The sequence below is a fragment of the Streptomyces cellostaticus genome (genome assembly GCF_023630175.1).
Taxonomy (GTDB): Bacteria; Actinomycetota; Actinomycetes; order Streptomycetales; family Streptomycetaceae; genus Streptomyces; species Streptomyces cellostaticus_A.
In genome coordinates this window covers 1-23,885 of sequence record NZ_JALLIN010000029.1, presented here as the reverse complement: position 1 = coordinate 23,885, position 23,885 = coordinate 1, and the positions used below count along the sequence as shown (strand labels likewise).

Below are 23,885 nucleotides of genomic sequence, written 5' to 3'. Positions count from 1 at the left end.
CCGTTTCACGATCATTACGAGGAGAGCCCGTTGCCGCACAAAGCTGTCGTGATCGGAGCCGGCACGGCCGGACTGGTGGCCGCAGCAGCGCTGTCCCTGGCGGAACCCACGCTGCGGATCCATGTGCTCGACCGGGACGAGCTGCCCCGGGGGCCGGAGAACCGGCGTGGTGTCCCCCAGGGACGGCACGCCCATCTGCTGATGGCCGGCGGCCTGACCGCGATGGAGGCGCTGTTCCCCGTCAGCGTGCGCGACCGCCTGCTCGCGGCGGGGGCGCACGAGATCGCGCTGGGCAACGGGATGCTGGCCCGCACGCCGGACGGCGGCTGGTTCCACCGCTGGAAGCGCAGCGGTCCGCACATGATCACCTGCACCCGGGCGCTGACCGACTGGGTCCTGCGGCAGATCCTCACGGAGGCCCGGCCCCACGTGTCCGTCCACCGGGCGAGCGTCGAGGGGTTCCTGGGCGACGCCCGCCAGGTCCGGGGCGTCCGGCTCGGCCAGGAGACGGCCCACGGGCTGGGCCGCGAGCTGGCGGCGGACCTCGTCGTCGACGCGAGCGGCCGCGGCTCGGGCAGCCTCGCCTGGCTGGCCGGCGTCGGCATCACCGGCGTCGAGGAGAAGAAGATCGACTCCGGTCTCACCAACGCCACCCGGATCTACCGGATCCCTCCGGGTGCCGAATCCTTCCCGCTGACCCTGGTGCAGGCGAACCCCTACGACGGCCGGCCGGGCCGCAGCGCCATGGTCCTGCCGATCGAGGGCAACCGCTGGATGGTCAGTGCGGCCGGCACCCGGGGCGGCGAACCGCCCCGCGACCCCGAGGGCTTCCTGCGCTACGTCCTCGGCCTGCCGCACCCCGTCATCGGCCACCTCGTCTCCGGTGCCGAGCCGCTCACCGACGTCGCGGTCAGCCGGGGGCACAGTACCGACAACAACCGCCGGTACTTCGAGAAGGCCGGTCAGTGGCCCGAGCGGCTGATCGTCCTCGGCGACGCGCTGGCGACCTTCAACCCCGCCTACGGACAGGGCATGTCGGTGGCGGCGCTCGGCGCCCAGGTCCTGGCCCGGGAGGTGCAGCGGCACGGCCTCACCGGCACCGGCCTGTCCCGGCGCGTGCTGCGCGGTGCGGCGCGGCATGTCGACACCGCCTGGTCGACCGCCGTCGGCGTGGACGTCCTCTACCCGGGCGTCGTCGGCGCGCGGCCGGGAGCCGCCGACCGGGTCGCCGCCTGGTACACGAGGCGGCTGACCCGGGCCGCGACCGGGACCTACGAGGCGGCCTCGGCGCTGTGGGACGTCACCAGCCTCACCGCTCCCGCCGCCCGCGCGATGCGGCCCGGGGCCCTGCTCGCGGCCCTCACCGGTCCGGTCCTCCCCCAGACGTCCGAGCCCCCGCTGCAGCCCTCGGAGCGGCGGATCCTGGAACAGCTCGGCAGCGCCGCGCACCGGCCGTCCGCACCGAGGCCCAGTCACACCACATGACAGGCGGCGCCTCGTACGGCGGGCCCTACGATCGGGGCATGACGATCAGCTACGAGTGGCGGGGCGACCTGGACGACGGTGCTCTCGACGCCCTGCACGCCGAAGGCTTCGGTCATCCGGTGGCCCGCACCGACTGGCGGGCCCGGCTCGAGCGGCACAGTCTCGGCTGGGTCTGCGCGCGCGAGGGCGGGGACCTGATCGGTTTCGTCAACGTCCTCTGGGACGGAGGGGTCCACGCCTTCCTGCTCGACACCGTGGTGGCCGAGCGCTGCCGGGGCAGAGGGGTCGGCAGCGGGCTCGTCGCGCTCGCGGCCCAGCGGGCCCGGGCCGCCGAGTGCGCCTGGCTGCACGTCGACTTCGAGGACCGGCTGCGCTCGTTCTACGTCGACGCCTGCGGCTTCCGGGAGACGGCCGCGGGACTGATCGCCCTGTAGCGGCACGTTCGGGGCGGCACGCCGTCGGCGGCCGTGTCCCCGGTGAGGGCGGTCAGCGGGTCGCATACCACGCCAGGGTGTTCGCCGTGCCGGTGCAGGTGAGGAGGAAGCAGGCGGCCATGGCGTGGCGCCGGACCAGGGTGCGGCGCAGTGCGCGGTAGCGGGCCTCGTACTCGCCGCGCAGGCGTTTGGCGCGGTCCGCCGTGGCCTGCAGGGCCCGGCGCGTCAGGTCGAGGCGCTGCTCGGTGTAGTGCCGGGTCAGGTCCTCGGCCTGACCGGTGGTGAGCCAGGGCAGGCGGGCGCAGAGCGTCTCGGCCTCGTGCCGGGCCTGTTCGAGTTCCGCGTGCAGGAGCAGGTAGCCCTCGACCTCGTTGGCGAGCGAGCCGTCCCGGGGGGCGCCGGGACGGTTCGGCGTCGTCACCTCTGACCGCCCTGCGGCTCGACCGCGTCACGCCGGCCGACGTTGGCCTCGTGTTCGAGCTGGGCCACCTCGGGGTGGTGCAGGTCGAACGCCGGGGATTCGCTGCGGATCCGTGGCAGGGTGTAGAAGTTGTGCCGCGGCGGCGGGCAGGACGTCGCCCACTCCAGCGAGCGGCCGTAGCCCCACGGGTCGTCCACGCCGACCGGCTTGCCGTACCTGGCCGTCTTCCACACGTTGTAGAGGAACGGCAGCATCGACAGGCCCAGCAGGAACGAGCTGATGGTGGAGATCGTGTTCAGGGCGGTGAAGCCGTCGGCCGCCAGGTAGTCGGCGTACCGGCGCGGCATGCCCTCGGCGCCCAGCCAGTGCTGGACCAGGAAGGTGCCGTGGAAGCCGACGAACAGCGTCCAGAAGGTCATCTTGCCCAGCCGCTCGTCCAGCATCTTGCCCGTGAACTTCGGCCACCAGAAGTGGAAGCCCGCGAACATCGCGAACACGACGGTGCCGAAGACCACGTAGTGGAAGTGGGCCACCACGAAGTACGAGTCCGAGACGTGGAAGTCCATCGGCGGCGAGGCCAGGATGACACCGGTCAGACCACCGAAGAGGAAGGTCACGAGAAAGCCGACCGCCCAGAGCATCGGGGTCTCGAAGGACAGCGAGCCCTTCCACATGGTGCCGATCCAGTTGAAGAACTTCACCCCGGTCGGGACCGCGATCAGGAAGGTCATGAAGGAGAAGAACGGCAGGAGTACCGCCCCCGTGACGTACATGTGGTGCGCCCACACCGTCACGGACAGGCCGGCGATCGCGATGGTCGCCGCGACCAGGCCCATGTAGCCGAAGATCGGCTTGCGGGAGAAGACCGGGATGACCTCGGTGACGATGCCGAAGAACGGCAGGGCGATGATGTACACCTCCGGATGGCCGAAGAACCAGAAGAGGTGCTGCCACAGGATCGGACCGCCGTTGGCCGCGTCGTACACATGGGCGCCGAAGATGCGGTCCGCCGCCAGGGCGAACAGCGCGGCCGCCAGGACCGGGAAGGCGAACAGCACCAGCACCGCGGTCAGCAGCACGTTCCACACGAAGATCGGCATGCGGAACATGGTCATGCCCGGGGCGCGCATGCAGATGATCGTGGTGATGAAGTTGACCGCGCCGAGGATGGTGCCGAAGCCGGAGAACGCGAGACCCAGGATCCACAGGTTCGAACCGAGGCCGGGCGAGCGGACCGCGTCCGACAGCGGGCTGTAGGCGAACCAGCCGAAGTCGGCAGCGCCCTGTGGCGTGAGGAAGCCGCCGACCGCGATGAGCGAGCCGAACAGGTAGAGCCAGTAGGCGAACATGTTCAGCCGCGGGAACGCCACATCCGGGGCGCCGATCTGCAGCGGCATGATCCAGTTCGTGAAACCGGCGAACAGCGGCGTCGCGAACATCAGCAGCATCACGGTGCCGTGCATCGTGAAGAGCTGGTTGTACTGCTCGTTGGAGATGAGCTGCAGGCCGGGACGCGCCAGTTCGGCCCGGATGACCAGCGCCATCACCCCGCCGAACAGGAAGAACAGGAACGACGTCGCCAGATAGAGCGTGCCGATCGTCTTGTGGTCGGTGGTCGTCATCCATCTGACCACGACGTTTCCGGGCTGCTTGCGCCGGACCGGCAGCTCGTTCTCGTACGAGTCCTCGGCTGCCGCTGCTCCGGGAGGTTCGTTGAGGATGCTCACAGGTTGGATGTCTCCCGATGTCGCGGTTCGCGTTGCCAGTCGGCCCCATCCTCACCGTGACAAACGTGGGAAAGCGCCTTGACCGGCCGAATACGCCGCCAATGGGATGACATTCGCCCTCTAAGGGAGTATGAACGCCGTGCGCGCGTTGCCGCGAGAACGCGGCGGCCGTCCGGCCGGGGCACGGGCGCCCGGGACGGGGCTCCGGCTCGACCTGTCCGTGCGGCACGGGACGGGCCGCGGCCACGACCGCCGGGTCGTGGCCGCGGCCGTCCTCACATGTTGATCATGTGGCCGGCCAGGCCGTGCACGGCCTCCTTGACGGCCTCGCCCAGGGTCGGATGGGCGTGCACGTTGCGCGCCACCTCATGGACCGTCAGGTCCCACTGCTGGGCGAGGGTCAGCTCGGGCAGCAGCTCGGTGACGTCCGGGCCGATCAGGTGACCGCCCAGCAGCTCACCGTACTTGGCGTCGCTGATCAGCTTCACGAAGCCGGTGGCGTCACCGAGGCCGTGCGACTTGCCGTTCGCGGTGAAGGGGAACTTGGCGACCTTGACGTCGTGCCCGAGTTCGCGCGCCTGGGCCTCGGTGTAGCCGAAGCTGGCGACCTGGGGCTGGCAGTAGGTGGCGCGCGGGATCATCGCGTAGTCGAGCTCCATGGTCTCCGCGTCGGCGAGGGTCTCGGCGGCGACGATGCCCATCGCCTCGGCGGCGTGGGCGAGCATCAGCTTGGCGGTGACGTCCCCGATGGCGAAGATGTGCGGGACGGAGGTGCGGCAGCGGCCGTCCACGTCGATCGCACCGCGCTCGGTCACCCGTACACCGGCCTTGTCGAGGCCGTAGCCCTCGATGTTCGGGGCGAAGCCGATCGCCTGCAGGACCTTGTCGGCCTCCAGGGTCCGCTGTGATCCGTCCTTGGCGGTGACGGTGACCCGCACCTGCGGGCCCGACTCGTCGATGGCGTCGACACGGGTGGAGGTCAGCACGTCGATGCCCAGCCTGCGGTACTGGCGGGCGAGCTCGGCGGACACCTCGGCGTCCTCGAGCGGGGTCATGCGGTCGAGGAACTCGACGATGGTGACCTTCACGCCGTAGTTGTGCAGGACGTAGGCGAACTCCACACCGATGGCGCCGGCGCCCGCGATCACGATCGACTGCGGCAGCTCCTCGGCGAGGATCTGCTCCTCGTAGGTCACCACCCGGGAGGTGCGGCGGGTGCCGGGGAGCAGCTTGGGGGTGGCGCCGGTGGCGATCACGCAGTGGTCGAAGCCGATGGTGCGCGTCGAGCCGTCGTAACCGGCCACCTCGAGTGTGTGCGGGTCGAGGAAGGTGCCGCGGCCGTCGAACTCCGTGATCCCGTTCTTCTTCATCAGGTAGTGGACGCCCTTGACGCGCCCGTCGGCGACCTTGCGGCTGCGGCGGAAGGCCTCGCCGAAGTCGAAGGACACCTGCCCGTCGACCTTGATGCCGAAGGTCTTCGCCTCGCGCGTGAAGATGTGCGCCAGTTCGGCGTTGCGCAGCAGCGCCTTGCTGGGGATGCAACCCACGTTCAGGCAGACACCGCCCCAGTACTTCTCCTCGACGACGGCGACGCGCTTGCCGAGCTGCGCGGCGCGGACGGCGGCGACGTAGCCGCCGGGTCCCGCTCCGAGAACCACGACGTCGAAGCGTTCGTCCAGCTCGGGCATGGGGGTTTTCCCTTCGTAGGGGAACGGTTCGGGCGACCGGAGGTGGATGACCGGTCTCGAATGGATCATCCTCGCGCCCGGCGGGCCGACGCAACCGCTTCTTTCCCAGCCGGCCGCCGGCGCTACGGAAGCCGGGGGGATTCGGCCCGGGCACCGTCGTCGCCGGGCGGGCGGCCCCGCGGCGGGAGTGCGTGCCGGACGTGCCGGGACGGCGCTTCACCGGAGACACGACCGGGTACACCCGAGGGCCGTCCCGTGCTCCGCGGCGGCTCCGGCGCACGGTGTCGGACGCGCTGCGTCGCGGGGCGGGGGGTCGCTTGGCGGAGGGTCGTCCTCATGCCGGGCGTGTCCGGGCGATCCGACGACGCGGCGAGGTGCCGCGGCTGTCGTCGTGCGCCCGCCGGGGATCGCCGGACGTCCCTCAGGGGGTGTTGCGAGCCGGAGCCGCGGTCGTCGTCGCGGGCCCGGGTGCGGGGCCGGCGCGGGGGATGCGGGCCAGGTCGGTCATCAGGGCGCTCAGCCACGCGACGGTCGCGTAGTACAGCCGGGGTGCGCCGGGGGGCTCCGCGCCGAATCCCGCCAGGGCGGGGTCGAGGCGGGGCACCAGCGCCGCCGGGGTGTCGCACCCGGGGTCGAGCGCCGCCGAGACCAGCAGCATCCGCCCCGCCACCCGGTCCCCGAGCCCCCCGGCCGACTCGGCGGCTGCCGGGCCCAGCGGAACGGGCGGCGGCTCCAGCAGCCGTTCCGATCCCCACAGGGTGTGGTGTCCGGCGATGAGCGCGGCCTGCCAGTCCACCCCGGGCAGCGGCGCCCCTCTGCCCTGGCCCCCGAAGAGCGTCGGCTCGCTCTGGAACTGGGCGTACGCGGACTCGGCGAGGATCACGGCCTGGTGCAGCGAGCGGTGGCCGGACACCTCGAGCGGTGTGGCGGCCGCCGGACGCCCGGCCGCCACGTCGGCGCTGGTCGCCACCACGATCTCGGCCGCCCTGCGCAGGAGTTCCGCCGCGGCGCGGCGCAGCTCGTCATGGGCGCCGCGGGGCCAGGCGAGCAGGCCGAACACCGCGCCGATCATGCTGCCGACCAGTACGTCCAGCAGCCGGACCTCGGCGAGCCGCCAGGTCGGCGGCGCGAGCTGGGCGAAGACCAGGGCCACGAGGACCGTGAACAGCCCCTGGGCCCAGCCGACACCCTTGACCGGTCCCAGGGTGAAGGCGAGGAGCATCCACAACGGGAGGACGGCCGCGTAGATCTCGGTGTGGGCACCCACCAGGGCCAGCAGTCCGGCGCTCAGCAACGCCCCGGCCAGGGTGCCTCCGAGCGCCCGGCGGATGGTGCTCCAGGTCTCGTCCATGGTGGTCCGGGTGAGGGTGAGCGTGGCCAGCGTGGCCCAGAAACCGTGGGGCAGCGTGTCCACCCCCGCGACGAGCCGGGCCGCGGTCAGGGCCAGGGCGATGCGCACCGCGTTCTGGAAGAACACCGACCGGCGCCCGGCATGACCGCGCATCCGGTACCACCACAGCCGCGGGGCCCGGCTCCTGGCGTACCAGAAGCGGCCGGGCGGTACCGGCACCGCCACCCGCCGGCCCCGTACCGCGAGGTCGGCCGCCGTGGCCATGGCCAGCGCGGCGTCGGCGATCTCCAGCACGGCCGCGTGCCGGCGCAGTACGGCGGGCGGGAGGACCGGCGGGCCGGGGCCGCTCGCGGCCCCGGCCACCGCGGGGACGGGACCGGCGGACGTGGCCGCCAGACGTGCGCGGGCCGCGACCAGGTCCGCGTGGGCGGCCACGGGCTCCGGCCCCGAGCCGAGGCTGTCCGCGGTCGCGGTGGACAGGTTCGCCACCGCGCGCAGGACGGCGGTCACCCGCGGGCCCTGGTCTCCGTCGCCGGGCGGGGTGGTCAGCCGTGCGAGCCGGCTGAGCAGGGTACGGGTGGCCAGGCCGGTGTGGGCGAGGGCGCGGTGCCGCAGCCCCGGTCCGGCGGGGCGTTCGGCCTCCGGCACGGTCAGGGGCCTCAGCTCCGCGCCGGCCTCCCGGGCGTCCTCACCGGCCTTGCCGGTCAGGGCGTACGGGGGTGCGGCCAGCAGGGTCGCGCAGTGGGCGGCCGTCCGTACCGCTCGGGAGGCCCGCTCCCGGTACGACCGCGGTGGGGGCTCGGGGAGGATCAGCGCCTCGGCGGCGATGAGCAGGGCCAGCCCCGTCGTGGTACCGATCAGCCGTTCGCCGAGCGAGCCGGGATCGTAGGGCGGGAAGGAGGGCAGGATGTAGAGCAGTTGCAGGCCGGGGGCCGTGCCGGCCGGACGGGGGCCGCCCACGGCCGAGAAGGCCAGGGCGAAGCCCACGATCAGCATCCCGGCGACGGCGCTCCAGGTCCGCACCGACAGCCAGGTGCCGACGATCACCAGCAGCCAGCACACCGGCAGCGCGCGCAGTGCCGTCGCGGCCCGTTGCCGCCCGGTGCCGGGGATCTTGGACAGCCCGCCCAGCGCCACGGCGGAGAACAGGGCGTAGGTGGCCGCGACGGGGAGGCCCAGGCCGTAGCGGAAGAGGAGGAACCCCGTCGCGGCGACCACCGTCACAGGTACCGCCCGGCGGCCCGCGGCGGCGTAGGCCGCGGGGATCCGGCCGGCTGGGGCACCCCACACGCTTACAGAATCCCGCACCGCCCGGTACCCGGCACGCGCACCGTCCGGGGTGACGGCCGGGAAGCGGAGTGCGCCGACCGGGAAGGTGCGCGCGAGCGGGAGGGCGGTTCCGCGGCGTGAGGGGGGTCGCAGGGACCACGGCTCCGTGCGGGCCATCAGGGTGGCCGCGGGCCGTGTCGGACGGCCGGAGCGGGCACCGTCGGCCATGCTGGAGCGCGAGCCGCCCCTTCCCGGCGAACGCGAGCCGCCCCTTCCCGGCGAACAAGGAGCACGGTATGCCGACGGACCCGGTGGGACGTTTCCTCGCCGCTCTGGACCCGGAGCACCGGGAGGCCGTGGCCGCCCGGCCGCGTGCGGAGCAGGAGCGGCTCGCCGGGGCCTGGGAACGGGAACTGGAGTCGGACACCGAACTCGACACCCTCGACGAGTTGTCCCCGCCGGCCGCGGAGGCGGAGGCGGCCCGTCGCGTCCTGGAGTCCGGAGCCGACTAGTGCCGCGTCAGCCGGGGTTCGCCCGTCAGGAAGCGGTGTGCGGTGGGTGCTCCCGGCGTGCCGGCCGGAAGCCCTCGTACCGGGCGTACCCGGGCTTTCGGCCGGTGCGGCGAGCGTGTCCGCCGGGCATCGCGACGGGGCGAGCCCCGGCCGACGCGGCGCTGGCTGGGTCCGTCCGTTCGGATCCGGCCCGGTCCACACCAGAGGCCCCGGCTCAGCGCTGTCCTCGGCACCGGGGTGTGCCCCGCCTCCGTGATCAGACGCCGGGTTCGGCGAGGTCCCAGGGGCGGGGGCCGGTGCCGTCGGTCCAGGCACTCAGCTCCGCTCCGTTGACGCAGAGGATCCCGCACTGACGGGCGTACTCGAGGGCCGGTGCGGTGAAGTCGCTCGTCGTGACGACCACCGCCACGTCGGCCTCGTGGACGGTGTAGCAGGTGCCGCCGAATCGCTGCATGTCCTGCGAGCCGACCTTGTTGGTGTCGCAGTAGCGCTTGCACTGGATGACCACGCGCCGGCCGTCGGGGGTGACCGCGGTGACGTCCGCGCCCAAGTCGCCCGCGCCTCCGACCACTTCCACCTGGCGGCAGTCGTCACGCGCGCACAGGTCGGCTATGGCCTGCTCGAAGGCGTCGGGATCGAGCTCGGCGTGGTCGACCACGCCGGTGAGGGGGACGGTGGCCTCCTCTCCGCCGAGCCCGTTCGGTTCGCTGCCGGGGCACGTGGTCTCCGGCCCGAGGACGCCGCCCCGGCCCGGCGTGCCGGCGGGTGCGGTCGGCTCCGGAGTCACCAACGCCTCCACCGGCACCGGACCGGCCGGGGCCGGAACCGGGGCAGGGGCCGGGGCGCACAGCGTGTCGGACGCCTTCTCGGCCGCCGCCTCCAGGGTCTCGGTGGCGCGGCGCGCGCATCTCGCGACGGACAGGCGCCGCCACCGGGACCTGCACGTGAGCGCCGCCGCGAGGCTGACCATGGCCAGTGAACAGGCCCAGAACGGACGGCGTTCGACGATGTCGACCGCGGTACGGGCCACGAAGCTCAGGACGCACAGGATGATCGCGAGCAGCCCGAAGAACATGGCGGTCGTACGCAGGTCGAAGCGCCGCCGGTCGCGGTCCGCGGGGCGGAAAGGGCGCGCGGGGACGGTCATGCTGGGCTTCCCTCCGGGAGATCGACGACGGGGATCACCCGGCTAAGCGTGCCCAAGATCGTCGTTTTCAACGGTGGTTGGGGTTCCCGGGGGTGTGCCTTTGCGGATCGGGCCGGGCGGGCGTTTGCTGGAAGTGTCCAGCAGCGCGACGAGGCCCATGCGGGGGCTCGCGGGGCGCGGCCCTCGGCCCGCCCTGCCCGGGCTCCCTCCGGAGCGGCCCGTCGCCGCCGCCGTCCGGCGTTCGACGCGGAGGTGACCGAAGGTGAAAGCCGTCGTCTATGAGAAGCCGTTCAGTGTGGCGGTGAGGGACGTCGACGATCCGCAGATACAGCACCCGAACGACGTGATCGTACGGGTCACGTCGACCGCGATCTGCGGGTCCGACCTGCACATGTACGAGGGCCGTACGGCCGCGGAGGCCGGCATAGTCTTCGGCCACGAGAATCTCGGCATCGTCGAGGAGGTCGGCAGCGGCGTGACCTCGCTGTCCCAGGGCGACCGGGTCGTGATGCCGTTCAACGTGGCCTGCGGGTTCTGCAAGAACTGTCTCGCCGAGAAGACCGGGTTCTGCCTGACGGTGAATCCGGGGTTCGCGGGCGGGGCGTACGGCTACGTCGCGATGGGCCCCTACGTCGGTGGCCAGGCGGAGCGGCTGCGGGTCCCGTTCGCCGACTTCAACTGCCTGAAACTGCCTGCGGGAGAGGAGTTCGAGACGGACTTCGTGCTGCTCGCCGACATCTTCCCGACCGGATACCACGGATGCGAGCTGGCGCAGGTGTCGCCCGGTGAGTCCGTGGCCGTGTTCGGTGCCGGTCCGGTGGGTCTGATGGCCGCCTACTCGGCGCTGCTGCGCGGCGCGTCCAAGGTCTTCTCGGTGGACCGGGTGCCCGAGCGGCTCGCCAAGGCGGCGGAGATCGGGGCCATCCCGATCGACTTCACCAAGGGCGACCCGGCCGAACAGATCAAGGCGCAGACCTCGGGCGAGGGCACCGACAAGGGCGTGGACGCCGTCGGCTACCAGGCCACGTCCCACAAGGACGTCAGCCACGAGGAACCCGCCGTCGTCCTCAACACCCTCGTCGAGACGGTACGCCCCACCGGCATGCTCGGCGTGCCGGGCCTGTACGTGCCGTCCGACCCGGGCGGACCCGACGAGCACGCCAAGCACGGTCAGTTGCTGGTCTCCATCGGCCGGATGTTCGAGAAGGGCCAGCAGATGGGCACCGGCCAGTGCAACGTGAAGCGGTACAACCGCCAGTTGCGCGACATGATCATCGCAGGGCGCGCCAAGCCCAGTTTCGTGGTCTCGCACGAGTTGCCGCTCGAGGACGCGCCCGGGGCCTACGAGAAGTTCGACAAGCGGATCGAGGGCTACACGAAGGTCGTGCTGCACCCGGGCCACGCGCTCGCGGCGTGAGGCACCCCGGGGTCCGGCCGCCGGGCGCCGGCGTTCGGGCCGCACGGCGTGCGGGCTCCGGTGCGCGCGGGCCGTGCGGCCGTTCGCCGGCGCCGGGGCGGGAAGCACCTGCGGCGCGCCACTCCTGGTGAGTGACGCGCCGCGGGTCAAACGCCGGCAGGTCCTGGATCAGCGGTGGTTGCCGTGGACGCCGTCGTGGCGGCGGTCACCGCGGTGGTCGCGGTCGTCGTGACGGCGGTCGCCACGGTGGTCGCGGTCGTCGTGACGGCGGTCACCGCGGTGGTCACGGTCGTCGTGACGGCGGTCACCGCGGTGGTCACGGTCGTCGTGACGGCGGTCACCGCGGTGGTCGAGGAGGCCGCCGAACCAGCGGCCGTTGCGGTCGTTGCCCCAGCGGCCGCGGCGGTGGTTGCCCCAGGAGGCGGAGTCGACGTAGCGGCCCCAGCTGTCGCGCAGGACCGCGGTGTCGTTGTAGTCCCACACCTGGCGACCGCGGTCCTGGTAGACGTCACCGACACGGTCCCGGCCGACACCGGTGTGGACGCGGACCGTCCCGTGGGCACGCAGCCGGTAGTAGCGGAAGACGTACCTGTGACCGTCCGCGTCGGACAGCGTCCAGCCGTTCAGGTTGACGTCACGGCGCCCCTCGTTGGCGAGCTCGACCCACTCCCTGTTCAGAGCGCGGGCGTCGCGGACGTGGGAGCCGTGCTGCACGGCGCTGATGACGACCTGTGCGCGCAGCGCACGCCCGTGGTCGGCAGCCGAGGCCGGCAGTGCCGCCGCGCCCACGACGGCCGCCGCGGCGACGGTGGCGGCAGCGGCACGACGTGCGGTCACGAAGACAGAAGCGGACAAGGTGTCCCCCTTCTCAGGGTTGTGCGGGTGACGGCCGGGCGGCCGCACAGGCACACCGTGCAGGCAGGACGCCACGCCACCGGCGGACACACGAGGCCCGTTACGATTCACGCACATTTTCGTAACTCTAGGATGTAATGTCCATTAATGCGTTGTATGAGCTATAAGGCGACGCCGTCCGGGACTTCGCGCCCGAGCCCGCCCGGCCTCACCCGAAAGTGAGTAACAGTCAGCGGCCCGGCGACCGGGGTCGCCGGGCCGCCTGTGGAGCCGTTACTCGGTCACCTTCAGCAGCTTGTTGGGTGTTCCGCTGCCGGCGCCGGTGATCTTGTCGACCGTCGCACCGCCGGTCAGGGCCGTGGCGACCTGAGCGGGCGTGGCGTCCGGATGGCCGGCGAGGTAGACGGCGGCGGCGCCGGTGACGTGGGGGGTCGCCATGGAGGTGCCGGAGATCGTCCTGGTCCCCTCGTCGCCGTCGTTCCAGTCCGAGGTGATGTCCGATCCCGGTGCGTACAGGTCGACCACGGAACCGAAGTTGGAGAAGTCGGACTGCCCGTCGGTGTTCGTGCTGGATGCGACGGTGAGGGCCTCGGGCACGCGGGCGGGCGAGCTGTTCCTGGCGTCGGTGGACTCGTTGCCGGCCGCGACCGCGAAGGTGACACCGGCCGCGATCGCCTTGGCGACCGCCGCGTCCAGGGCCGGGTCCGCACCGCCGCCGAGGCTCATGTTGGCGACGGAGGGGCCCTTGTGGTTCTCGGTCACCCAGTCGATGCCGGCCACGACCTGCTCGGTGGTACCGGAACCGTTGTCGTCGAGGACTCTGACGGCGACGATGTCGGCCTTCTTGGCCACGCCGTGAGCGGTCCCGGCGATGGTCCCGGCGACGTGGGTGCCGTGGCCGTTGCCGTCGCCGGCGCTGTCGTCGTTGTCGACGGCGTCGAAGCCGTAGGAGGCACGGCCCCCGAAGTCCTTGTGGCTGATGCGCACACCGGTGTCGATGACGTAGGCGGTCACGCCTTCCCCGGCCTTGTCGGGGTAGGTGTACTTGTGGTCGCCCGCGGTGTCGGCCTGGTCGATCCGGTCCAGGCCCCAGGACGGCGGATTCTCCTGGTCGGCGGTGGTGTGGAACTTCTTGTTCTGCACCACGGTGGAGACCTCGGGATCGGCGGCCAGCCGTTTGGCCCCGGTCTCCGTGAGGCTCGTGGCCGAGAAACCGTTGACCGCCGATCCGTAGGCGCGGCCGAGTTCGCCGCCGTACCGTTCCGCCAGGTCGGCCTTCCGAGCCGGTGACGCCGCGTGGTCCAGCAGGACTATGTAGCTGCCGGCGACAGCTCCCCGGGCGTGCAGCCCGTAGACCGTGCCCTCGGCGGGGCGGTCGGCGTGGGCGGTCGGCGCCACGGCCATGGCGGTGCCGACGACGGCCGCCACGGAGGTGATCGCGGTGGCGATCCTGGCCTTCCCCAGGCGGTGGTGATGGGTCGTCAAGAGGGGTCTCCTCGTCCTGTGTGGGGGGTTGAGTGGGGGGCGCGCCGGCGACGAAGAACCGGTGCGCCTCGGAGCGTGCCCAGTTGTCACGCACAGATCAACCCCGGAGGTGCGGGCGGGACGCCGATCCCGCGCGCACCTCCACCAGATCCCCTCACCTCCGACGGAACCCGTGGGTACAGCCGCAGCTCCCAGCGGTGATTGAACCCACGAAGCAACACCGGGGGAGCCTTTGTGACGTTCTCCGCACACGATGCGCACGTGGGTCCCGCGACGTCCCGGACCGCGCGGCGCAGCGGTGGCCTGCGCCGGGTGAGGTCCCCGTGCCGTCGGGCGCACGGCCTCGACGGCGTCGGCATCTGTCGCTTCCGGACCTGTTCGAAGTTGCGGTTCTGTGCCGAATTGTTGCTTCGCAGGGTGGCTCGAGGCCTCACTTCGGGGCACCCGGACCTGAGGAGCGTTACTTCGACAGGAGGCACGTCATGATCGCCCTCGGAGTCATCCTGCTCATCATCGGCTTCCTCACCGGGATCTCCATCCTGTGGACCATCGGCATCATCCTGGTGGTGATCGGCGCGGTCCTGTGGATCCTCGGCTCCATGGGGCACGCGGTCGCCGGACGCCGGCACTACTGGTAGCGAAGGGGGCCGTCCGCCGGTCCGTCGTCCGTCCGGGCGCCGCGTACCCTGCTGCTCGTGTCCGCCTCAGCCCAGCATCCGCACCGAGTCGCCGTGCTCGTCCTGGAGGGTGCGAAACCGCTGGACGTCGGCATTCCCGCCCAGGTGTTCACGACCCGGGCGAGCATGCCGTACGAGGTGCGGGTCTGTGGGGCGGCGCCCGGCCTGGTGACCGGTGGTGACGGTCTGTCGTACCACGTCGCGCACGGCCTGGAGGCGCTGGAGTGGGCCGAGAGCGTCTTCATCCCGGGATACCGCTTCCCGGACCGCGAGGACCCGCCGCGCGCCGTCGTCGACACACTGCTGGCCGCCCACGACCGGGGCGCGCGGCTGGCCGCGATCTCGACGGGCGCCTTCGCGCTCGCCGCGACGGGCCTGCTGGACGGCCTGCGGGCCACCACGCACTGGCACTACACCCGGGCGCTTGCGGCGCGGCACCCGCTCGTCCGGGTCGACGAGAACGTGCTCTTCGTCGACGAGGGCGGCGTGCTGACCTCGGCGGGCGCCGCCTCCGGCATCGATCTGTGCCTGCACATCCTGCGCCGTGACCTCGGGGTCGCCCCGGCGAACCACGCGGCCCGGCGCCTGGTCGCGGCTCCCTATCGCAGCGGGGGCCAGGCCCAGTACGTGCCGCGCAGTGTGCCCGAGCCGCTGGGCGAGCGGTTCGCGGCGACCCGCGAGTGGGCCCTGCACCGGCTCGGCCGGCCGCTCACCCTGGACGTGCTCGCCCGCCATGCGGCGGTGTCGCCGCGCACGTTCTCGCGCCGTTTCGTGGCGGAGACCGGGTACACGCCGATGCAGTGGGTGATGCGGGCCCGCGTCGACGCGGCGCGCGAGCTGCTGGAGCGTTCGCAGCTGAGTGTCGAGCAGATCGCCGCCGACGTAGGTCTCGGCACGGGCGCGAATCTGCGGCTGCACTTCCAGCAGGTCCTCGACACCACCCCGAGCGAGTACCGGCGCACCTTCACCCGGGGCGAGTAGCCCGCGCCCCGCGCGCGCTGGCGCGATCCTTGCGAACTGTGGCGATCGCGCCTCTGTCAGCGACCGCCGCCGCCCGCGAACCTGGTGTGCGAGCGAAGGGACACCACTCATGACTCGTATCGCCATCAACGGATTCGGTCGCATCGGCCGCAATGTGCTGCGCGCCCTGCTGGAGCGCGGCAGCGACCTCGAGGTCGTGGCCGTCAACGACCTCACGGAGCCCGCCACGCTGGCGCGGCTGCTCGCCTTCGACACGACGGCCGGCCGGCTGGGCCGCCCGGTGAGCGCCGACGGTGACGCCCTCGTCGTCGACGGCCGCCGCATCAGGGTGCTGGCCGAGCGTGAGCCGGAGCGGCTGCCGTGGGGCGAACTCGGCGTCGACATCGTGCTGGAGGCGACCGGCCGTTTCACCTCGGCCAAGGCGGCCCACGCCCATGTGGCCGCCGGAGCGCGCAAGGTGCTCGTCAGCGCGCCGTCGGACGGCGCGGACGTCACGCTCGCGTTCGGGGTGAACACCGGTGCCTACGACCCGGCCCGGCACACGATCGTCTCGAACGCCTCCTGCACGACCAACGCGCTCGCCCCGCTGGCCGCGGTGCTCGACGAACTCGCCGGGATCGAGCACGGCTTCATGACGACCGTGCACGCCTACACGCAGGAGCAGAACCTCCAGGACGGTCCGCACCGCGACGCCCGCCGGGCCCGCGCCGCGGCCGTCAACATCGTGCCGACCACGACGGGCGCCGCCAAGGCGATCGGGCTGGTGCTGCCGAACCTCGACGGCAGGCTGTCGGGCGACTCGATCCGGGTGCCGGTTCCGGTGGGCTCGATCGTCGAGCTGAACACGACCGTCGCGCGGGACGTGACGCGCGACGACGTACTGACGGCCTACCGGGCTGCTGCCGAGGGACCGCTGTCCGGTGTCCTGGAGTACTCCGAGGACCCGCTCGTGTCCTCCGACATCACCGGCAACCCGGCCTCGTCGGTCTTCGACTCCGCCCTCACCCGGGTCGACGGGCGCCATGTGAAGGTGGTCGCCTGGTACGACAACGAGTGGGGCTTCTCGAACCGGGTGATCGACACCCTCGAACTGCTCGCCGCCGGCTGACCGGACGCCCCGGCGGCGCGGCCGGCCGCCGCTACCGGCACAGCGCGTCACCCAGGGGCGTGCGCAGGTAGCGGACGGTCCGGCCGCTGCGGGTGCGGCTGAGCAGGCCCGCGTCGTAGAGGACGGCGAGATGCTGGCTGACGGCGCCCGGGGTGACGTCCAGGCGGTGGGCGAGTTCCGTCGTGGAGGCCGGTTCGGCGAGCAGGACCAGCAGCCGGGCGCGGGGCCGGCCGAGGAGCCGGACCAGGGCTCGGTCGGTGACCGGGGGCGGCGTCTCGGAGAGGGTGCCGCGGCCGCGGGCCGGATAGGCGAGCAGCGGCGGGCGGGACACGTCGATCATCGTCTGGGCGCCGCGCGCGAAGAGGGTGGGCACCAGGACCATGCCGCGTCCCGCGATACGGATGTCGGCCGACGGCCAGGGGGCGGTGGCGCCCTTGTGGTGCAGTCGGAGCAGACCACCGTTCCACTCGAGCCCCGGGTCGAGCCCGGCGAACAGGGCGGCGGCCCCCTGCTCGGCCAGCACCCGTGCGCGGTGGGCGAGATCGGCCTCCATGATGCTCTGGGCGCGCGGCCACCACGCGTCGGAGAGGCAGGTGCGCCAGTACGCGTCGAGGGCGTCGGTGAGCCGGACGAGAAAGGCGGCCGGGTCGGCCAGGCCCCGCGCCACGAGCGGGGGAAGAGTGTCCGCGGCCCGGTAGCCGGCCCGGAAGTCGGCGGAGACGACGTCCGGCGGGGTGCGGCGCACCTCGTCGAGTTCGTGCGCGAAGGCCGGCCGCGCCCGCGCCGGACGCGGGGTGAGGAAGTCGGGCACCCACAGCCACGGGGTGACCAGGGCGGTGAGCAGTTCGCGGTCCGTGTCCTGCAGGCGGGGGCGGATGCGGCGCAGCCACGGCCGGTGGTGCGGGTACCTCGCGGGGTCGTGCAGACAGCGCAGCGAGAACACCGCCTCCTGCAGCGGCGAGTAGGCGAACGACGTGGTGGCCAGGTCGCCGACGGCGAAGCGGAACTCGATCATTGAGCGCCACGCTAAATCATTGTCGGACCGGGACGCGGACCGGGTTGGCTGTCGGGCATGACCACCACACCACTTCCGAAGGCCCCTGGCCTGGACGGCAGTTCGGGGGCCGGACCGGCGACGCGGGCGGGCGGGCTGCTGCCGGCCGACCCGGTGCTGCGCCCCGCCACCGTGCTGACCGCCGTCAACTCCCTCGGCAACGGGCTGTACTTCCCCCTGGGCGTCCTGTACTTCACCCGCGTCGTCGGCCTGGAGGCGACCGCCGTCGGGCTCGGGATGACGATCGCGGGCCTGGTGGGAGTGGCCGCGGGGGTGCCCGCGGGGCGGGCGGCGGACCGGTGGGGCGCCCGACGCGTCGGGTCCCTGCTGTGGGGCGGCACGGGGATCGCCACGGCCTGCTACGTCCTCGTGGGCTCCTACGCCGCGTTCCTCGTCGCGGTGATCTGCGCGACGGGACTGCAGATGGCGAGCCGGGGGGTGCAGGGCGCGCTGTACGCGGAGGTGCTGCCACCGGCGACGCGGGTCGAGGCCCGGGCGTACCTGCGGATGGTGACGAACGTCGCCATGGGCGTGGGCGGCGCGCTGGGCGCTGTCGCTCTGCAGGTGGACACGCGGGGCGCCTACCTGACGGTGATCGCGTTGAACGCGCTGTCCTTCGCCGGCCCCGCGCTGCTGCTGCCCCGGCTGCCACTGGCGTCCCACGCTCGTGAACGCGCGGTCCAGGTGGCGGACGCCCCGGCGGGCGACCGCTGGCGGGCGGTGCGCGACCTGCCCTTCCTGACGGTGACGGTGCTCAACGCGGTGCTGGTGGTGCAGTACACGCTGGCCGAGGTGGGGCTGCCGCTGTGGATCGTGCAGCGCACCACGGCACCGCGCTGGACGGCCGCCCTGCTGATGATCGTCAACTGTGTCCTGGTGGCCCTGCTCCAGGTGCGGGTCGCCCGGCGCGCCTCCCGAGTCCCCGCCGCGGTGAGGGCGATGGGCTGGTCGGGGCTGCTGCTGGCGGCGGCCTGCGCGGTGTACGCCCTGTCCGCGGGCCTCTCCCCCCTGTGGGCGGTGCCGGCCCTCACGGCCGGGGCGGTGGTGCAGGTGTTCGCCGAGGTGCTGTCGGCGGCCGGCGGCTGGACCCTGGGCTACGAACTGGCCGACGCCCGTGCGCACGGCGTCTACCAGGGGGTGTTCGGCGCGGGCGCGTCGGCGGGGATGATGGCGGGACCGGCGCTGGTCACGGTCACCGCGATCGCCCACGGCGCCCTCGGCTGGGCGGTGCTCGGCGCGGTGTTCGCCCTCGCGGGGCTCTGCGTGGCACCGGCCGTGCGCTGGGCGCTGCGCGACGGCGCCTGGCGCGGTGAACCGGCCTGACGCCCGGGCCGGCCTGCGGCCACGGCGGGCCCCCGCCCCGCGGGTATGCTGGGCGCGATCCCTCCCTCCTCGGTCAACTGGAGCATTCCGCATGGAACTTGTCTTCGACGGCCGGGTGATCGAGTGGCGCGGGCCGTCCCCGTTCCACTTCGTCGCCGTGCCCGAGGACGAGTCCGCCGACATCCGGCAGATCGCGTCGGCGGTGACGTACGGCTGGGGTGTCGTCCCGGTCGACGCCAGGATCGGCGGCAGCGGGTTCTCCACCTCGCTCTTCCCCAGGGACGGCGGCTACCTCCTGCCGCTGAAGAAGGCCGTACGGGTGTCGCAGGGGCTGTCGGCCGGCGACGAGGTGACCGTGACGATGACCGTCCGTCTCTGACCTGCGGGGCCGGCCGCTTCCGGGCCCCGCGCGCCCGGAAAACAAGCGGAATCCAAGGTTCCGTGACATCCGTCACAGCATTACCGCGACATGAGCGGGTCGGTTAGTAGACGGGGCTCCGGCGACATATGGGATTTGTCCGTCTTGATGCGGGAGTGGACCGGGGCCGGCCGGACGTCACCCCGCCCCACCGGCGCCGCGCGCCGTTCTCCCGCCGGTGCAGGGTTTCTGACGAGCCGTCAGAGCTCGGTTCGCCCCGCTCCGGCCGGACCGGCACGCGCGATCGCCCTTGGCAAGGGCCGCATCCGACTACTAGGCGCGGTAGTACGACCGCTCTTTGCATGCCATGTGAAGGCTTCCTAAGAATGACGACCCGCAAGGCGTTCCCGCAGGTCGGGAGCGGAGTCCGCGGCGCGCCGGCAACCCCGGGGCGCGCAACGACCAGCGAGTGAGGTCACGCAATGGGAGAGCATCGCAAGAAGCAGCAATACCGGCGGGTGGTCGTCGCCGCGGTCGCCGTGAGCGCCGTCGGGGTGCCGTCCATAGCCATGGCCTGCGCCGAGTGGCCGGACGGCTCAGCGGACCGGTCCGTCGCCGTCCAGGACGCCGCCCAGAGCCGGTACGCCGAGTACGGACAGCGCTACTGGCACGGTGACGGCGGCATCGCGCCGAGCTGGCTGCCGACGCAGATACCGAGCGCGGCCGCCCCGAGCACCCCGGCGGGCACTCCGCCGAAGCCGAAGCCGAAGCACAAGCACCGGCACGCGCACAAGCACACCGTCAAGGTGTCCCCCAGCCCGTCCAGCCCCACCGCGGGCACGCCGCAGCGCGCGCCGAAGCCCGCCGCCACGGCCTCCCCGGCCACGCCCCGGCCCACCGCCACGGCACCCACCGCTTCAGCGCCCGCCACCACGGCGCCCGCCACCGACGCGCCGAGCACCCCCGAGCCCACCGCCACGGCCTCCGGCGTCACCGCCCGCATCGTCGAACTGGTCAACGCCGAGCGCGGCAAGGCGGGCTGCTCCCCCCTGACCCTGAACGCGACCCTCACCAAGGCCGCGCAGGAGCACAGCGAGGACATGGCCGCGCACCAGAACATGTCGCACACCGGATCCGACGGGTCCTCCCCCGGCGACCGGATCACCGCTGCCGGCTACACCTGGAGCTCCTACGGCGAGAACGTCGCGTACGGCTACGCCACGGCGGAGCAGGTCATGGACGGCTGGATGTCCAGCCCCGGTCACCGGGCCAACATCCTCAACTGCTCGTTCAAGGAGATCGGCGTCGGTCTCGCGCAGCCCAACAGCTACTGGACCCAGGACTTCGGAACCGCCCGCTAGTGCTGTGACCGGAAGGGTTTGCCGGAAGGCTCGCGGCGTCCGGTGCGGTGCAGCGCAAGGCGGAGCGTCGTCCGCGTACCGGACGTACTCGGGTGATGCGACGACGCGGCGAGGTGCCGGGCCGGGCGTCGCGAGCCGGTGAACCCTTCCGGTCACAGCACCAGGGTGCCGCCCGGGCGGGTGGCCGCCACGTCCGACACCGGCGGCCGCTAGGACGGCTAACGGTCCGGCTTCGGGGTAGCCGACTGGTTCAGATCAGCCACGCACCCAGTGACAACCGAGGCATATTCATGGCCATCCCGCTTGTGCAGAAGGCACCGGATGGGCCGGAATGGAACGGGGACGCCTCGCCGCGGTGGAGCGCGACCTGGGACAGCGGTGCCATCACCGCCGCCCGGGCCCGCGCAGCGGCGGAGAGCTTCCTCGACCGTGTCCGCGCCACCGGCCGCATCCCCGTCCCCGACCTCGTGGTGCAGGACGCACTCCTGGTGGTCAGCGAGCTGATCACCAACGTCGTTCTGCACACGTCGGGACCCTGTGGGCTCGGGCTGGAGGTGGCACCCGACGGCGACCGGCTGCGGATCTCGGTCTGGGACTCCTCCGGCCGGATGCCCGAGGTCCGGTCCCGGGACGCGCGGCGGGTCGGCGGACACGGGCTCGAGATCGTCAAGGCGATCGGTCACACGCTGTCCGTGCGGGCCCGGGACGAGGGCAAGCGCGTCGAGGTGTCGCTGCTGCTGCCCGGCGCGCGCGGACCCGCGCCGCAGGCGGAGCCGGACCCGGATCCGCTGCGCCGGGCGCCGCGGGAGCGGATCCGCGCGGACCCGCCCAACGGCCCGCCGGGGAGCCGGACCGCCGCGCCGCCGGGCCGGACGGCACCGCCCACTCGGGCGCTCAGGGCCGCCCGGGACGGTCGTCGCGCACCCGCTCGGCGATGTCGCGCAGCTTGACGTTGTGCTCCTGCGAGATGCGCCGCATCACGTTGAAGGCGTCCTCCTCGCTGAGCTTGTGGCGCTCGCGCAGGATGCCCATGGCCTCCCCGATGGCGTGCCGGCTCTGCAGCCCGTGCTCCAACTGGTCGATGGTGCGTGCGCTGGCGAGTGCGACGGCCGCGTGCGAGGCCAGCAGCCAGCCGGCCGTCTCGATCTCCTCACCGAAGGCCCCGGAGCGGGAGCCGTACAGGTTCAGCGCCCCGAAGTCCTCCTGGTCCGTGTACAGCAGCACGCCCGTCATGCTGTGCACGTCCAGTCCGCGGGCCGCCGCCGCGAAACTCTCCCAGGCGGGCTGGGGCGCGGCCATGTCGGGGATGCGGTAGACACGGTCACCGCTCTTGCCCCGGGCCAGGTCGAAGCACGGCCCCTCCCCCAGCTCGCCCTGGAGCCGGTCGCACTCGCGGACCATGTCGTGGGTGGCGGACAGGGTGACCGCCTTGCCCTTGCGCACCGCGAGGATGCCCGCGGACTCGCAGCCCTCGACGAGTTCCACCGCCGCGGCGCAGATCGCGTCCAGCGTCGCCTGTACCGAGTCCTGCTCCAGCAGGTCCCTGGCGAGCCGGGCCATCGCCTCGGCGTACTCCCGCCACTCCATGCCTCACCACCCGTTTCGCTCACCGGTTCGATCAACAGTAGCGCCGCAACGGCGGGCTCCGCTCCCCCGGCCCGGGTACGGTCGCGGCGCGGCGGGCGGGGACGCCTGCTCCCTGCCCACCGGGGCCGGGGGATCAGTCGTCGGAGTCCGGTCTGCCGCGCGCCGCGGCGTACGCCTGGGCCGGCGTCATGGGTACGCCGTTGAGGCTGACCGTCTTGTAGCGGCTGACCTTGGCGCAGGTCTTGGCCTGGTCGGCGGTCTGGGCGTGGGCGTTGGACACGGCTGCCCCGGTGTCGGCCGGTGTGGGCGAGGCCGAGGACGAGGCGCCGGGCCAGGAGGTGCCGCTGGGCCAGTCGGTGCCGACGACCAGCGTGAGTCCGGTGCCGGTGCCCTGCTTCAGACGCGAGGCGGGCAGGCCCAGGGCCTTGGCGGCGGTCAGGGCCTCGTCCTTCCGGCCGGCGCCGTAGGTGAGTGTCGTCGTCGCCGCGGGGCTGGGGGCGTTGGCCGTGGTCGTCCCGGTGCCGAACCCCCTGCCGGTCAGGGCGGCGGCGACGGCGGAGGCGCGGCCGGTGATCCCGGTGCCGTTCTCCACCGTGACGTCGATGTCGGACGCGGGCACGGCCGAGGCCGATGCCTTCGCCCCGTCGGACGGCGAGGCCGCCGCGGACTTCTTGCCCGAGCCGGTGGTCAGTGAACGGTCGTCGGCGATGGCCGAGAAGAGCGCCTTCGCACCGGCGCCCACCACGACCCGGTTGCTGTCGCCGGGGTCGGCGCCCGTCTGCATGGTGGTGAAGGTCATCCGCTTGGTGGGGACCTTGTTCACGTCGGTCGCGAGACCGATCAGCTTCTTCACGGTGCCCAGGCCGTCGTCCACGGTCAGCGCCTTGGTGGCGGCGTCCGCGAGATCGTAGACCGCGCTCGGGTCGGTGAGCGTGCCCGCGCTCTTGAACTTGCGGATCATCGCGCCGAGGAAGATGTGCTGGGAGACGGTGCGGCCGAGGTCGCTGCCGTCTCCGAAGCCGTGCCGGGAGCGGACGAACTCCAGGGCCGCGACGCCCTTCAAAGTGTGGCTGCCCTCGGACAGCTTCAGGTGCGAGTAGGTGTCGTAGACGTCGTCGGTGACGCAGACGGAGACGCCGCCCACGGCGTCGGACATCTTGACCACGCCGGAGAAGTCGAGCTTGACGAAGTGGTCGATGGGGATGCCGGTGAGCTGGTGCACGGTGGCCACCTGGCAGGCGGGGCCGTACTGCAGCGCGCTGTTGATCTGGCCGTAGTAGCCGCCCGTGGACCGGCCGCTCGCGCTGTCCTTGCAGGCGGGAACCTTGGTCATGGTGTCGCGCGGGATGCTCATCACGGTGGCGTTGGAGCGGTCGGCGGATATGTGCACCACCATCTGCACGTCGGCGTTGCTGCCGTCCTGGACGCCGGTCCGCGAGCAGCCGCCGCCGAGTTTGCAGTCCGCCTCACTGGTGCGGCCGTCCGAGCCCATCACCAGGATGTTGATCGGGGTACGACCGAACGCGTCGGCCTTCTCGGTGCCGCCCTTGCCGTCGAGCGAGACGCTGTGGATGTTGCCGTTCAGGTGCTCGTAGAACCACCAGCCGGCACCGGCCGTGACCAGCACCGCGACCGCCAGGCCTAT

Annotated in this window: 21 protein-coding genes; 11 read left to right on the top strand and 10 right to left on the bottom strand. The window is 72.6% G+C overall.

All coding sequences use genetic code 11. The features are described from left to right. Nucleotides 1–30 precede the first annotated feature (30 nt). Together MXD57_RS19455 and MXD57_RS19450 are read left to right on the top strand one after the other, a co-directional pair. Nucleotides 31–1,485 (top strand): NAD(P)/FAD-dependent oxidoreductase, encoded by a 1,455-nt coding sequence (locus tag MXD57_RS19455; RefSeq protein ID WP_250402810.1) that lies wholly within the window; start codon nt 31–33, stop codon nt 1,483–1,485. A gap of 38 nt (nt 1,486–1,523) precedes the next feature. Then, the gene (locus MXD57_RS19450; RefSeq protein WP_250402809.1) at nt 1,524–1,919 is read left to right on the top strand and encodes a GNAT family N-acetyltransferase; all 396 of its coding nucleotides are present in this window, start codon (nt 1,524–1,526) and stop codon (nt 1,917–1,919) included. A gap of 52 nt (nt 1,920–1,971) precedes the next feature. Here MXD57_RS19450 and MXD57_RS19445 read toward each other — a convergent pair whose 3' ends face one another. From MXD57_RS19445 to MXD57_RS19430, 4 genes are all read right to left on the bottom strand, one after another. Further along, on the bottom strand, nt 1,972–2,340 hold the full coding sequence (locus MXD57_RS19445; protein WP_250402808.1) for a hypothetical protein: 369 nt from the start codon (nt 2,338–2,340) through the stop codon (nt 1,972–1,974). Next, nucleotides 2,337–4,067 (bottom strand): aa3-type cytochrome oxidase subunit I, encoded by a 1,731-nt coding sequence (ctaD, locus tag MXD57_RS19440; protein WP_250402807.1) that lies wholly within the window; start codon nt 4,065–4,067, stop codon nt 2,337–2,339. Before ctaD ends, MXD57_RS19445 begins: the two co-directional genes overlap by 4 nt. A 275-nt stretch (nt 4,068–4,342) precedes the next feature. Next, nucleotides 4,343–5,755, bottom strand: coding sequence for a dihydrolipoyl dehydrogenase (lpdA, locus tag MXD57_RS19435; RefSeq protein WP_250402806.1), 1,413 nt, complete (start codon nt 5,753–5,755; stop codon nt 4,343–4,345). A 421-nt stretch (nt 5,756–6,176) separates the two neighbouring features. After that, nucleotides 6,177–8,396, bottom strand: coding sequence for an FUSC family protein (locus MXD57_RS19430; protein WP_250402805.1), 2,220 nt, complete (start codon nt 8,394–8,396; stop codon nt 6,177–6,179). 275 nt (nt 8,397–8,671) lie between these two features. On the opposite strand from MXD57_RS19430, the gene MXD57_RS19425 reads away from it, so the two are divergent. Continuing rightward, nucleotides 8,672–8,887 (top strand): hypothetical protein, encoded by a 216-nt coding sequence (locus MXD57_RS19425; RefSeq protein ID WP_250402804.1) that lies wholly within the window; start codon nt 8,672–8,674, stop codon nt 8,885–8,887. 256 nt (nt 8,888–9,143) lie between these two features. On the opposite strand, the gene MXD57_RS19420 is transcribed toward MXD57_RS19425, so the two are convergent. Further along, nucleotides 9,144–10,034, bottom strand: a complete 891-nt coding sequence (locus tag MXD57_RS19420; RefSeq protein ID WP_250402803.1) for a restriction endonuclease — start codon at nt 10,032–10,034, stop codon at nt 9,144–9,146. Between the two features lie 262 nt (nt 10,035–10,296). Here MXD57_RS19420 and MXD57_RS19415 point away from each other — a divergent pair, with 262 nt between their 5' ends. Beyond that, the gene (locus MXD57_RS19415) at nt 10,297–11,451 is read left to right on the top strand and encodes a glutathione-independent formaldehyde dehydrogenase (protein WP_250402802.1); all 1,155 of its coding nucleotides are present in this window, start codon (nt 10,297–10,299) and stop codon (nt 11,449–11,451) included. 168 nt (nt 11,452–11,619) lie between these two features. Here the strand turns inward: MXD57_RS19415 and MXD57_RS19410 are convergent, their stop codons facing one another. After that, the gene (locus MXD57_RS19410; RefSeq protein WP_250402801.1) at nt 11,620–12,288 is read right to left on the bottom strand and encodes a lamin tail domain-containing protein; all 669 of its coding nucleotides are present in this window, start codon (nt 12,286–12,288) and stop codon (nt 11,620–11,622) included. A gap of 291 nt (nt 12,289–12,579) precedes the next feature. Further along, complete coding sequence (locus tag MXD57_RS19405) at nt 12,580–13,791, bottom strand: S8 family peptidase (RefSeq protein ID WP_374114728.1); 1,212 nt, start codon at nt 13,789–13,791, stop codon at nt 12,580–12,582. Nucleotides 13,792–14,273: 482 nt separating this feature from the next. On the opposite strand from MXD57_RS19405, the gene MXD57_RS19400 reads away from it, so the two are divergent. From MXD57_RS19400 to gap, 3 genes are all read left to right on the top strand, one after another. Continuing rightward, nucleotides 14,274–14,429 (top strand): DUF6131 family protein, encoded by a 156-nt coding sequence (locus tag MXD57_RS19400; RefSeq protein WP_250402800.1) that lies wholly within the window; start codon nt 14,274–14,276, stop codon nt 14,427–14,429. Between the two features lie 57 nt (nt 14,430–14,486). Further along, nucleotides 14,487–15,449, top strand: coding sequence for a GlxA family transcriptional regulator (locus tag MXD57_RS19395; protein WP_250402799.1), 963 nt, complete (start codon nt 14,487–14,489; stop codon nt 15,447–15,449). A gap of 109 nt (nt 15,450–15,558) precedes the next feature. Further along, a complete protein-coding gene (gap, locus tag MXD57_RS19390; RefSeq protein WP_250402798.1) occupies nt 15,559–16,557 on the top strand; it encodes a type I glyceraldehyde-3-phosphate dehydrogenase in 999 nt (332 codons plus the stop codon). 31 nt (nt 16,558–16,588) lie between these two features. Here the strand turns inward: gap and MXD57_RS19385 are convergent, their stop codons facing one another. Then, entirely contained in the window at nt 16,589–17,572 is a 984-nt protein-coding gene (locus MXD57_RS19385; RefSeq protein WP_250402797.1) for an ArsR/SmtB family transcription factor, read from the bottom strand. Between the two features lie 57 nt (nt 17,573–17,629). On the opposite strand from MXD57_RS19385, the gene MXD57_RS19380 reads away from it, so the two are divergent. From MXD57_RS19380 to MXD57_RS19365, 4 genes are all read left to right on the top strand, one after another. Beyond that, nucleotides 17,630–18,934, top strand: a complete 1,305-nt coding sequence (locus MXD57_RS19380) for an MFS transporter (RefSeq protein ID WP_250402796.1) — start codon at nt 17,630–17,632, stop codon at nt 18,932–18,934. A gap of 91 nt (nt 18,935–19,025) precedes the next feature. After that, the gene (locus MXD57_RS19375) at nt 19,026–19,313 is read left to right on the top strand and encodes a DUF1905 domain-containing protein (protein WP_250402795.1); all 288 of its coding nucleotides are present in this window, start codon (nt 19,026–19,028) and stop codon (nt 19,311–19,313) included. A gap of 461 nt (nt 19,314–19,774) precedes the next feature. After that, nucleotides 19,775–20,653 carry a CAP domain-containing protein gene (locus tag MXD57_RS19370; protein ID WP_250402794.1) on the top strand — a complete coding sequence of 293 codons (879 nt, stop codon included), beginning with the start codon at nt 19,775–19,777 and terminating at the stop codon, nt 20,651–20,653. A 290-nt stretch (nt 20,654–20,943) separates the two neighbouring features. Beyond that, entirely contained in the window at nt 20,944–21,603 is a 660-nt protein-coding gene (locus MXD57_RS19365; protein WP_250402793.1) for an ATP-binding protein, read from the top strand. Here the strand turns inward: MXD57_RS19365 and MXD57_RS19360 are convergent. Next, nucleotides 21,548–22,240 (bottom strand): GAF and ANTAR domain-containing protein, encoded by a 693-nt coding sequence (locus MXD57_RS19360; protein WP_250402792.1) that lies wholly within the window; start codon nt 22,238–22,240, stop codon nt 21,548–21,550. The genes MXD57_RS19365 and MXD57_RS19360 overlap by 56 nt on opposite strands. Before the next feature lie 133 nt (nt 22,241–22,373). Beyond that, nucleotides 22,374–23,885 carry an LCP family protein gene (locus MXD57_RS19355; protein ID WP_374114727.1) on the bottom strand — a complete coding sequence of 504 codons (1,512 nt, stop codon included), beginning with the start codon at nt 23,883–23,885 and terminating at the stop codon, nt 22,374–22,376.